Annotated in this window: 7 protein-coding genes; 5 read left to right on the top strand and 2 right to left on the bottom strand. The window is 42.0% G+C overall.

All coding sequences use genetic code 11. The features are described 5' to 3' along the window. The first annotated feature begins 727 nt into the window (after nt 1-727). Nucleotides 728-1,618 carry a glycoside hydrolase family 16 protein gene (locus NK987_RS02095; protein ID WP_259262521.1) on the top strand — a complete coding sequence of 297 codons (891 nt, stop codon included), beginning with the start codon at nt 728-730 and terminating at the stop codon, nt 1,616-1,618. A 186-nt stretch (nt 1,619-1,804) separates the two neighbouring features. Here the strand turns inward: NK987_RS02095 and NK987_RS02100 are convergent, their stop codons facing one another. After that, nucleotides 1,805-3,085 carry a polysaccharide pyruvyl transferase family protein gene (locus NK987_RS02100; protein ID WP_259262522.1) on the bottom strand — a complete coding sequence of 427 codons (1,281 nt, stop codon included), beginning with the start codon at nt 3,083-3,085 and terminating at the stop codon, nt 1,805-1,807. 383 nt (nt 3,086-3,468) lie between these two features. Between NK987_RS02100 and NK987_RS02105 the strand changes: the two genes are divergently transcribed. From NK987_RS02105 to NK987_RS02120, 4 genes are all read left to right on the top strand, one after another. After that, complete coding sequence (locus NK987_RS02105) at nt 3,469-5,037, top strand: M81 family metallopeptidase (protein ID WP_259262523.1); 1,569 nt, start codon at nt 3,469-3,471, stop codon at nt 5,035-5,037. 700 nt (nt 5,038-5,737) lie between these two features. Next, nucleotides 5,738-7,987: an outer membrane protein assembly factor BamB family protein gene (locus NK987_RS02110; protein ID WP_259262524.1), complete on the top strand. Its 2,250-nt coding sequence runs from the start codon at nt 5,738-5,740 to the stop codon at nt 7,985-7,987. A gap of 57 nt (nt 7,988-8,044) precedes the next feature. Beyond that, nucleotides 8,045-9,259, top strand: a complete 1,215-nt coding sequence (locus NK987_RS02115; RefSeq protein WP_259262525.1) for a cupin domain-containing protein — start codon at nt 8,045-8,047, stop codon at nt 9,257-9,259. A gap of 40 nt (nt 9,260-9,299) precedes the next feature. Then, nucleotides 9,300-10,220 carry an RraA family protein gene (locus NK987_RS02120; protein ID WP_259262526.1) on the top strand — a complete coding sequence of 307 codons (921 nt, stop codon included), beginning with the start codon at nt 9,300-9,302 and terminating at the stop codon, nt 10,218-10,220. A gap of 158 nt (nt 10,221-10,378) precedes the next feature. On the opposite strand, the gene NK987_RS02125 is transcribed toward NK987_RS02120, so the two are convergent. Further along, nucleotides 10,379-12,313, bottom strand: coding sequence for an SMP-30/gluconolactonase/LRE family protein (locus NK987_RS02125; RefSeq protein ID WP_259262527.1), 1,935 nt, complete (start codon nt 12,311-12,313; stop codon nt 10,379-10,381). Between the last annotated feature and the right edge of the window lie 9 nt (nt 12,314-12,322).

A 12,322-nucleotide genomic window follows, 5' to 3' on the forward strand; every position in this document is an offset into this window, starting at 1 on the left:
GCATAAATATCTTTCTGATCATTGGAAATTGTTGTTTATTTCCCCTAGATGAATATTGCGATTGATGGTGGTCTGGGTGTAATTTGTAATTACACCCATTTATCCTTACCAATTTGTAATTGGTCTTGTATACAAAACACTCACTCGAAAGGTAATTCTAGTTTATTGAATTACAAATTCAAAATCATAAGAAGGCGTAGTTACAAACTACGCCTAGCTGCAGTTTCCACCAAAAACAGGGAAGGCTTAAAATTCAATTTGCTTTTAATAATTCCAATCCTAAGTTCAGGTAATTTTTAGGAAACAAACCTAGAATCGAGACCAAACTATAACCTACGGAAATTTGATGGTTTCTAAATTTCAATCACTCCACCATATTTTGTCCCTTTTCTTCTCTTGTCACTTTTTGTCTTGAAACAAAAAGTAACCAAAAAGTTCAAGAAATTTTAATCCTCCCCCACACAGTGCCACGCCGGCCCGGAAAAATTTCTTCCCGCCCGCAAGTGTTCCATTGTAAGTTTTCTTTAAAGTAGAAAATCTCCAGTTAGCCATTGGGATGTAATTGCACCATTTATCCAAACACTCAAGGGAAAGATGGTTCCAGATCTTTCGAATTACAAATTCTACTAAATAAAAAGGTGTAGATAGTACCTACTCCTACCGACAGCAAACAAAAAACCTTTGATTTTTTTTGTAGATTTGGCTATACCGCGTTCAGGAAGCCATTATGAAACTACGGAACTTATCAGCAATATTATTTTTAATTCCATTTATCGCTATTTCCCAAACCGACAAGTACCACAGTTCATTTAAGGAGAATTTTTCGGACTCTACTTTAATTCACTTTAGGTATGGCTCAACCGGAACCAAATCTGATTTTAAATATAAAATTGGGGTGGACTCTCCTTCAGAGCCCGGCACCAAAATCCTCTCCTTCAAAATTGATCCAGAAGAAAACGCAGGAGCAGGTCGTGGACCGGAAATCATCTCTAAAGACTTCACTCATTTTGGGACCTATTCCGCCCGGCTGAAAGTTCCTGAGGCAGTGTCCATTCAGCCAAACGTGGGTGCAGTTGTCGGCTATTTCACCTACCATGTAGACAGTGCTCCCGGATTGAGTGAGATTGACTTTGAGTGGCTTCTTGCCGATCCGACGATCATATATGTTGGCACATGGACCGGGCAATCCGGTGCGTTGAGGAGAGTTGGCCGCATCATCAACCTTGCAAAAGGAATTGTCTATGAGACGATTTACAGGGAAAGCGATACCGGCTTTAGGACGCCATTATCAGGAATCCAAAATCAGCCTGCAACCATTGAACCCATTGAGGATTATGACGCTTCAGCAAAATTTTATACTTATGGTTTTGATTGGTACGAGGACCGCATCACTTGGTGGATGATGCATCCTGTCAGTGGGAAGAAATTGGTGTTGTGGGATTATCAAGGCACTACCATAGGAATACCTCAACACCGAACCAAGTACAGAATGAACTTTTGGCATACAAAGGACTGGGCTGTGGAGACTAATCCTAATTCTCTTGAAAAACCCATTCAGCCATTCGAATTGGAGGTAGATTGGATGACGTATGAGCCATTGAATGGTGGTTCAAAGTAAATCATTGGATTTTCCATTTGACGATCCCTTTTTTCTTTACAGCTGCCGGGTTAAGTTCAAATGCCAGGAAGTGGGATTGAGTGGATTCTGATCGCTATCAGTTTGTAATTTCACCATTTCATTCTTTTCCTTCACAACAATTGTCGGGATGGTTTTGGGCCATTCAATCAAAATTCCTTTTGGAAATCAAATTAATGCCCTTACGCTTTCGACTCTTTGTTTATAGATATCACTAACCTGATCCATACCTATTTTAAGATATTGTTGCGCAGCTGTGAAGTTCGTCCAAATTTCCCTTAGTGCCTCTGTAATCTGACTTCCCTCTGTCTGTTCGATTTCAAATATCCAATCATTAAAACCCAAGTCATAGTACATATGGCCCTTGATGGTATCTTCTGGTTGGCGGAGGTAGAAAAACGGTGTTTCATTGACAGCTGCTATGATAGGAGAATGACATTCAAAACTCAGCACTGCAAGTGCTTTTCGATAAACAGATGCAGCTTCATCAGGAAACCAATAGCCCCGCTTGATAACAAAAGGCTTGATTTCTTCAGGAAGCGGATTTATCAACAGTTCGTCCATAATATCCACCTGATAGGTCATTTCCGGGCATACCAAGACCTTATTTCCCGTTTCTTTTACATAGGCAATCATTGCTTCACGCAACTTGGCATGGTCTTCTTCCTTCTTGGCTGCGTTTACAGTTTCAACCTCTTTTATTTTAGTATCTGACCAACCGTTTTTGTTTGGATTGAATTCGTGGTAAGGTGTAAATCGAAGTCTGGGAATGACGCAGATAAATTTCCTGTCTTCAAGTCCAGCCTCTTTCAAAAACTGATCTCCTTTCTCATCATTTCTGATATCCATAAAAAATGTTGCATCCGGCGCAAACTGGATATGAGAACCGGCTATTCCGACCCTTTCGAGATGCTCGATAGAAAGAGTTTCTCGGGTATAAATAAAACTTGCTTCCTTGAGGATACTTTGGTGATACTCATTTGGGGACTGCAGCGTCGTTCCGAAAACACCAAAGGGTTTGTCCGTATTTTTCATCCAAAAAGCAAGGTTATCCGCAGCTACCAGCAATGGTCCTGATCCATGCACCATTACATCAGCTTGTTTCAACGCTTCCATGATTTCAGGATTATCTACATTTTTTTCCTTATCGACATTTCCATAAATGATTTCCACTTTCGGAAAATACTTTTTTAGCAGTTTACCCACTTCCTCCCCTTTACTTCTTTTCCAAAGAATGATTTTGGCATCAGGCATAAAGGTTTCAAAAACATTCAGAAGCCCCGGCGTGTGGGCAATATCCCCGATATTAACATCTTGCCATCCTGAAACCAATAAAATGGTTTTTGCTGATTTGAGCGTTACTGAAAAGCTTGCAAATGGATCAATCAGGCCTGCAAGAAAAAGCAGACTGGTGTTCTTTATTAATGTTCTTCTGGTAATATTTTCCATGTTTTTTCCGCTTTAATGGATGGGGAATTAGAAATCCTGTCTTCAGTGCGTGGTTTAATGTTTGGAAACGGCATTGAATGCAATGGCGAATCCACTCACATACCCTAAACCGCGAAGGTATCAATCAGGATGAAGTTGGAGTCCAAAATATCCCAAAGACAACTAAGGTAATGCCGAAAAGGAGAAATTGCAAATCCCAAATCAACAGAAGACAGTACGATATCTTACCTTTTTTTGAATATTTAAATAGACTTTACCCCTTTGCCTTGCAGGAAAATTCCAATGACTCGAATCCTCCTTAATGAAAGTTCTATAGATTTATTGGCTTTTTTGTATTCGCATAATTGAATACTTTTATACAGTTCCAAATTCAAAAAACAACCATGCATAAGATAAATCCAATCCTCTCCGTTTTTGCTACCCTCCTACTCTTTGTGGTTGCTTGCAGCCAAAAATCAAACCATGACAAATTACCCCGGATCGGCATTGCAGGCATTGCTATTGAATCGAGTACTTTTTCTCCTGCCGTCAGTGAAATGGATGCCTTTCGGGTAAGTCGTGGAAAAGAAATCTTCAACTTATATCCTTTTTTCTCCGAGGATTCTACCAACCGAAAACGTGCGAATTGGCTTCCTGCTCTGTATGCAAGGGCTATTCCCGGAGGCGCTGTCACCCGGGAAACGTATGAATCCTTGGTCACGGAAATGTTGGATTCCCTTAGAAAAAATTTGCCTTATGACGGTCTTTTTTTGGATATACATGGTGCGATGAGTGTGGTGGGCCTTGATGATCCTGAAGGCGATATGATCATGAGAATCAGAGAAGTCATCGGTACCGAAACAGTGATATCTACTTCCATGGACCTGCACGGGAGCGTTTCTCCAAGGTTGGCTAAGCATACAGATTTGATCACCTGCTATCGTTTGGCACCCCATGAAGATGCCATGGAATCCAAAAAAAGAACGGTGGACAATCTTTTGGACCGTTTGGAAAAAGGAATGGGAAAACCTGCTTATAAAGCATGGATTGCGGTTCCTATCTTATTGCCGGGTGAAAAAACAAGTACAAGAATAGATCCTGCCAAAAGCCTGTATGCCAAGGTCGCACCAGCTGCAGCTCAGGAAGGGATTACCGATGCAGGCATTTGGATTGGCTATGCATGGGCCGATGAACCCCGAAATCAAGCTTATGTCATGGTTACAGGAGATGATGGTGAATTGGTAAAGAAAACTGCAGCAGAACTTGCCAAAAGCTTTTGGGATGTCAGGCATGAATTTGATTTTATAGCACCGACTGCCACTTTGGAGGAAAGTCTGAATAAGGCGATTTCCAGTGACAAGCGTCCATTTATGATCAGCGACATGGGTGATAATCCCACAGCCGGAGGTGCAGGGGATGTTACCTGGACCTTAAATGAAATCCTGAAGCGGCCTGAATTCAAAAGTGCCGATGGTCCTTCACTGATTTATGCTTCTATTCCCGGTCCAGAGTTTGTGGAAGAAGCTATAGCTGCCGGCATTGGAGGAAAGGTCGAAGGCTATGTGGGTGCGGCTGTGGATTCGAGGTTTTCCCCACCGATTTTCTTATCCGGCACAATAACTTCCATCGTCGAAGGCGATCAACATGCCGTGGCAGAAGTGGTAGTCAAAAGAGGCTCCGTCTTAGTGATCGTAACCAAAAAAAGAAAACCTTACCACTTGGAATCCGATTTCACGAGGTTGGATTTGAATCCAAGGCAAACTGATATTGTGGTGGTCAAAATCGGCTACCTCGTACCCGAGCTTTATGACATGCGAGGAGATTGGATCATGGCCCTTACTCCGGGAGGCGTGGATCAGGATCTGGAAAGGATGGAATTCAAAAGGATAAACAGGCCTATGTTTCCTTTTGACAGGGACATGGAAAATCCTGACTTAAGTCCAAAATTGATTCCTCTGTCCCACGAAAAATAAGGTTAGATTTTGAAAATCATAACTGGAGGGACTATTGAATACAAACAGAATGATTTCAAATCTTATTAGGTAATGAAAAATTTTTACACAAATTATTTACAACAAGTTACAAAATGGCATCTAACATCAATTAAATAAGGAAATTGGTAGAGAATTGTTCCTGGTTCTTTGTTTCGGACACTGACCAAATGAAGATTTGTTAGAGCTATTTATCAAATAAGGCAGGCCTGATAGACCTGCCTTATTCATTCTATGAGTTTTAAATTCCATTAGAACCTATACTAAACTGAATTCCATTTTTTTAATCTTATTAATTATCATTTAGAAAAAAATTTGTTCCAAAACTAAATTGAGAAATACCGGAAATACTGAATTGGAAATCTTGGATCAATCAGGTTGAAACTGAGGGATTTGACTGTCAAGAGCAATAAGGCCGATATTCTTTAAAATATTCATCAACATTATTTAAGTCATCCCGAAATTCACACAGATAGAAAAGGTTGAGCTTCTATTTCCTTAATTAGTGTCAATTTTACACTAAAAGTATTACAAGCGGTCAATCCTCCTTTTGACATTCTTTGCTATAATTGATTCTGCACATATATTTAATCCTGCATATTGTTACAAAATCCAAACGTTCAATAAATGGAACATGAACTTTGTAATTAAAATGTAAAGTGCCTATTAACCTTCTTTTGAAATGTTACAAAACCCAAAAAAACCACGCTACTTATCATTATTGATTATTGCCATTCCCTTGGCTATCGGATTATTTACCGGTTGTAAAAAAGAAGATTTAGATCACCATACCTCTTGGACACATTATGGAGGATCTCCTGACCAATCCAGGTTTTTCAATGCCCAGGAAATCACCAAAGAAAATGTCTCAGAACTTGAAGTAGCATGGATGTTTCCTACGGGAGACGAATCACCCTATTTCTTCAGCCCAATCATTGTTGATACGACGATGTACCTGATGGGGAAAAATTCCTCCCTGATCGCTGTGAATGTGGTAACGGGAAAGGAAATTTGGATCCATGCAAACTTGAATGGCATCACAAGAAGGGGGATAAATTATTGGGAAAGCAAAGATAAAACCGACAAGCGCTTATTGTTTACCATTAACAATACCCTTCAGGCGATTGATGCCGTCAACGGACAATCCATTCTTAATTTTGGTACCAATGGCTATGTAGATTTAAGGGAAGGACTTGATAGGGACCCAACTTCCATCCGAAGAATGCAGGCCATGATGCCCGGAGTTTTATTTGATGACCTTTTGATATTGGGTTCAGCGCCGGGGGAAAGCTACTTTTCTCCTCCCGGATATGTCCGTGCATACAATGTCGTGACCGGACAACATGTCTGGACTTTCCATACCATCCCGCATCCGGGAGAATACGGGTATGAAACCTGGCCAAAAGACGCTTACAAATACGTAGGTGGCGTCAATGTCTGGAGCGAGATTTCTGTTGATCCAGAAAGAGGCATTGCTTATTTACCCATCGGTTCACCGACTTATGACTATTATGGCGCAGACAGGATCGGCAGCAACTTATTTGCAAATTCATTGGTAGCAATCAATGCCCGGACCGGTGAGAGAATTTGGCACTATCAGACTGTGCACCATGACCTGTGGGACTATGACCTTTCACCCGCACCTCAGCTGATGACGGTTGAGAAGGATGGAAAGGAAATTGATGCAGTCGCTGTGGCAACCAAGCATGGTTTTGTCTTTGTTTTTGACAGGGTTACCGGTGAACCGGTATTTCCGATTGAAGAAAAACCATTTCCAAAAAGTGAAATGCCCGGCGAGGAATCTTGGCCAACCCAACCTATCCCCGCTTTACCGAGGTTTACAAAACATGAAGTCACAAGAGATAATTTAAATCCTTATTTCCCTGATAGTATCAAACAGGCTTGGAATAAAAGACTGGAGACAAGTAAATCCGGTTTATACCTCCCTCCTTCTGACAAGTATGAAACAGTGATGATGCCGGGAGCCTTGGGTGGGTCCAATTATGGAAATACCGCCGCTGATCCTGAAAACGGGATCATGTTTATCCTGACACAGGAACATGCTTCTTTGTATAGATTAAATAAGGTGGAGCCACCAAAAATCAACCTTTCAGACAATGAGCTGAAAAGGGTAAAAACCATGTATGCCACTACCTGCAAAACCTGCCATGGCGAAGACATGTCGGGTGGCGTCGGACCTTCATTATTGAATGTCGGCCAACATGTGATCTATGATGAATTCAGAAGTACAGTCATCAATGGCCGTGGGCAAATGCCGGGTTTTGTGCATGTGGATGAAGAGACGCTGAAGGCATTGTACAGGTACCTTGGAGGAAATCCTGCTACTTTCAATTTCCGAAGAAATACAGAAACCAAAACACCGGAAGGCAACGTGGTGGCTTCCGGAGGGGCCAAGATAAAGCCGGATTCAGTGAAAAGAGCGCCCATGTCAGACTATCCCGAGGGAGTTGAACACCCTGAGGCTCGCTATACGACCGAGTATGGACTTGAATGGCCCGGTTTAGCGGCTCCGCCTTGGTCATCCTTATTGGCTTATGACTTAAATAATGGCACCATCAAATGGAGCAAACCTGTCGGGCAGGATTCTCTTTATGTGCAGGGCGATCAGTCCAAAGGCGCTCCGGGGGGTGTTTTGAGAAAAGGGATGGTCGTGACTTCGACAGGTATTGTATTTGCTACCGCAAAGGGAGGAAAACTGTATGCCTTCGATGCTGAGAACGGAAATATCCTTTGGGAGGAAACACTCAGCCACGAATCAAATGCCCAGCCAAGTATGTACACAATTAATGGCAAACAATATCTTGTCATCAATGCTACTTCCAATTTTGCAAAGGACAGTTACAACCATTCCAAGAAGGAAGGTGCTTTGCCCAAAGGCTATATCGTATATGCACTTCCGGATAAGAAATAAATTCTAAATACCTTTAGAGTAGATCATTCAAATCAGACATCAAAACCCAGAAATACCATGAAGAAACTTGTTTATTTAATCGCCTTTTTCCTGACTTTTCAGGTATCGGCGCAGTCACTCAAAGACCGGATTGTCCCCAATGATCCTGCTAAATACCGGGAATTAACCGGGGTGCATGCAGGTGCAGGCAAAATGGGATTTACCCAACTGATTGGGAGAACCGAGCTTTCAACCAACTTCCTTTATCTCCATGCTGGTAAGATTGAAGCCAAATCAGGGATAGGCCACCATTTCCACCATTCGATTGAGGAGATGTTTGTGATCTTGGATGGTGAAGCCGAATTCACCGTCAATGGTAAAACCTCACTAATCAAAGCCCCTGCAATCGTTCCCTGCAAAATGGGTGATTCGCATGCGATCTATAATTCCACTGACAAAAGCCTGACCTGGATGAACTTTGCGGTAAGCCTGACCAAAGGAAAAACCGATGCCTTTGACCTTGGAGATACCCGAGTTGGTGCTACGCTTGATCCTGTCCCGACTTTTGTATACGGAAGGCTCGAAAAGGAAAAAATGAAACCAAACAATCCAGCCTATGCCGGAGAAAATGTCTTGTACCGAAGGATTCTGGGTCCCGAAGTGTTTACCACAGACTGGAACCACGTCGATCATGTGGTGATCCCTGCCGGGAGTAAAGGCATAAGCAGAAAATTAGAAGGTCTTGAAGAAGTATATTATGTAACCAAAGGAACCGGAACAATTGCTTTGGGCGGAGAAAATGGAAACATCAAAGCCAATGATGCATTCTATGGCCTGTTGGGGGAAAGCCTTACCCTTTCCAATTCCGGAACAGAAGACCTTGAGCTTTTGGTGATCGGTATCGCTCCTTCCAAACAAAAGGGATTGGCGGTACAAAAACCATTGGTCGAACCAAAATCCGTGGCCCTTCAAATGGAATTTGTCGTGCCTGCCGAAAATGCAAAGGCCTTTGAACAAATGTATTATTCTATCTATGTCCCTGCCATGACCGTGCAGCAGGGTTACCTCAGTTCAAAATTGCTGAGGATATTCCCGGAAACCATCTCCAAGGAAATCCAAGCCGAACAGACCTCCCACAATTACCAGATCATGATCGAATTTGATACAGAAGCAAGCCGCCGAAAATGGGTTGCGAGTGATCAGCACCAAATTGCCTGGCCTGCCGCATCTGGACTTGCGACGAGTTTCAAATGGAAAGGCTATGAAGTGATGGGCGATGATGACCAGAAATGAGATCCTTACGTTTCTAAGTAAAACATAAACCAAGTTAATTATGAAATTCTGTTTATTACTTTTTTCAATGGTTATTGTCTCATTGACAAGTACCGTTTCGGCCCAGACTATCTCCAAAGAAGAAATCATATTCCTTACCTCTGAATGGAAAGGAGAACGGTTTCCGGATGGCAGGCCAAAAATCTCCGATGAGCTTTTGGAGAGGGCAAAACACATCATGGTCGATGATGCATGGACGGTATTGAAAAATGAAGGCTATCTCAACCAATATGAAGGAGGCTGGAAAACAGTCAACGATATTATGATGACCGGAAGGGCAGTGACGGCCATGTATTTGCCAAGCCGTCCGGATGTAGAAAAAAACATCAAAGCCCGGGGAGCAACCCAAGGCAGAAAAGGAAATACCAATGCTTGGCCCATCGATATCCTCACCAAAGGTGACTTGTACGTAGCAGATGCTTATGGCAAAATCTCAGGAGGAAGTATCATGGGAGCTACTTTGGCCAATTCTATTTTGAGTAAATCAGGAAACGGGGTTGTATTTGACGGGGCTGCGAGAGACCTTCAGGAAATCCGGAATATAAAAGGATTCAATGCTTTTGTCCGTGACTTTCATCCTTCTTTTACAGAGGAAATGGTTCTGATGGGATTGAATACTCCAATCCGAATCGGAAATGCAATTGTACTTCCAGGTGACTTGGTAATCGCTACAATAGAGGGAGTCCTTTTTGTTCCCGCTCACATGGCAGAGCAGGTTGTCAGCACTGCTGAATTTGTCATCAGGAAAGACCAGTTTGGTTTCGAAATGGTTCGCGAGGGTATCTATAGCACTGGAGAAATCGACAGCCAATGGACTCCAGAAATCAAAGCTGCATTCCTGATTTGGCTCAAAAAGCATCCTGAATTGGGAACCATGACTTCCGCAGAATTGGATCAGATGATGAGTAAGAGAACCTGGTAATTGGAATGATATTGGAAATGATATTGATGGATATGTAATAGATATTTATAAATGATATTAATTGATATAAGTAGATATTGATTCAGAAATAAGCGTTTCAACTGTGGTAAATATCCAGTATCCATTAATATCAATTTTTGAAAATTATATTCAATTATTTATTCCAAATAATTCACATACCCCTCCTTGTTAGTCTTGATCTTGTAGACTTTGCTGAAACTTACTATAAATAATGTCTTCATATCATCACCCCCAAAGCAAAGACTGACAGGAAAAGTGGGCAAGTTGATCATTCCGACATAAGTACCATGGTTGTTAAATATCTGCACCCCATTGTAAGTGGCGACATAGACATTACCTTCTTTGTCGATAGCCATGCCATCGGCTCCTGAGGATCTTCCTTTCCTGTCCAATACTTCTCCGTTGAGCAATACTTTTGCAAACTTCCTCCCATTCCTGACCGAGCCGTCCTCGTTCACATCATACGCCCAGATGAAATTGTCCTTTTCACTTTGGACTGGAAACCACGATTCTTTGTCGTAGCAGTTGTTGATATAAAGTGTTTTTTCATCAGGACTTAACAAAATCCCATTGGGCATGGCAAATTCATTGGGTTCGGTAATCCTTGAGATTTCACCTTTTGGGTTCACATAATATACTGCACGTCCAGGTTGAAATTTCTCAGGTTCCATGGTGAATTGCGGATCAGTAAAGTAAAAACCACCTTTGGAATCCGTAATGACATCGTTGGGTCCATCGATCGGTTTTCCACCAAATTTATCAGCAAGAACCCTCACAACTTCTCCTTTTATGGTCATTTCGACGACCTGATGTCCCATCATGTCGCAGACGATCAGGTTTCCGTTTTTATAAGGATAAAGCCCATTGGTCTGCATCTTCCCTGCTGTGATGTTGCGGTAAGTTCCATCAGGATCCATTTCTACTGTCGAACTCCTTTTTGGATCTGCATTAAAATCCTTGTCAAAAAACATATTGGAGAAATAGACTTTGCCATTCATCCATTTTGGTCCTTCGGTAAAAAACAGTTCCGGTTGGGTTTTCTTTCCGTCAATGAGCAATTCCAACTTTGCATCTTCAGGAATAATGGCATGAAAGGCAGCTTTCTTCTCTTTTTCTTTTTCCATGTAATCTGCCCGCGAAGGCCAGAAGATATCCATCACATCAGCACCAAGCTCACCGATTTCAGATCCATGCACCATATTTCCCGGTATCCTTACAAGGTCATTGATTCCCATCTGCTTTTTTTCATCCAACAATATCTGATTTACAGAACCCCTCAGTAACATCATCATTTGCTCTTCGGGATGGTTATGATGCCCAAAGACAGAATCCGGATCCATCGAGATAAAGCTCAGCAACATGTTCTTGCCGGAAATCAATCTCGTAAAAGCTCCGGGTGCCAATTCAGTAAGTTGTATATCATAGAGGTCATACACTTTGTTTGGACTCAGGTTTGGATTTTGTGGGGATTCTATGTCAGCAATTTCTGCAGGAAGGTCTTTTACACCTGCTTTTTGGAGATAATCCAAGCGCAAGGGACTGTAGACTTCTAGCAACTTGGCACCATTTGATCCGGCAGTAATGGCATTTTTACTCCCTTTTTCCAAATAAATAAAATCCGCTCTGGGCGTACCTCCATTTACCCCATCCGGAGCTTGTCTCTTAATGGCAACCATTTCTTTCATAGAGCCATTGATGAGTTGTTGGACCTCGCCTTCCATCACCATCATGATCCTGTCGGCAGTTAGAATTTCTTCAGGAATGGCTGCATTGGGTTGAAGCTCCACAATACTTCCCATCGCACCGCTACCCCAAAACACTTTTGCCATCACACCGGGATAAAGTTCAACAGATTCGATGCTTTCAATCTTTGTTGGCTGAGCAGCCTCAAGATTTGATGATACTGTTGATTCCGGAAGATTTAGACTCCTTTCTGTCAAGTTATATTGATGGATCAGTTCTTTGTTTTTGCTATCCCAATCAGGAGCAGATGAGGTGCATTGCATCATGACAAATACCAAAGGGACTGACAGTCCCCAAAAAATGGATTTCGAAATTCTTTTGAAGTTCATGGGTTCAAT

It is taken from the genome of Aquiflexum gelatinilyticum, assembly GCF_024813435.1.
GTDB lineage: Bacteria > Bacteroidota > Bacteroidia > Cytophagales > Cyclobacteriaceae > Cognataquiflexum > Cognataquiflexum gelatinilyticum.

Excerpts from the sequence above, each read along its gene's own strand:
- NK987_RS02105 (WP_259262523.1), top strand. The coding sequence starts at position 3,469 with ATGCATAAGATAAATCCAATCCTCTCCGTTTTTGCTACCCTCCTACTC.
- NK987_RS02110 (WP_259262524.1), top strand. The coding sequence starts at position 5,738 with ATGTTACAAAACCCAAAAAAACCACGCTACTTATCATTATTGATTATT.
- NK987_RS02095 (WP_259262521.1), top strand. The coding sequence starts at position 728 with ATGAAACTACGGAACTTATCAGCAATATTATTTTTAATTCCATTTATC.
- NK987_RS02115 (WP_259262525.1), top strand. The coding sequence starts at position 8,045 with ATGAAGAAACTTGTTTATTTAATCGCCTTTTTCCTGACTTTTCAGGTA.
- NK987_RS02125 (WP_259262527.1), bottom strand. The coding sequence starts at position 12,313 with ATGAACTTCAAAAGAATTTCGAAATCCATTTTTTGGGGACTGTCAGTC.
- NK987_RS02120 (WP_259262526.1), top strand. The coding sequence starts at position 9,300 with ATGAAATTCTGTTTATTACTTTTTTCAATGGTTATTGTCTCATTGACA.
- NK987_RS02100 (WP_259262522.1), bottom strand. The coding sequence starts at position 3,085 with ATGGAAAATATTACCAGAAGAACATTAATAAAGAACACCAGTCTGCTT.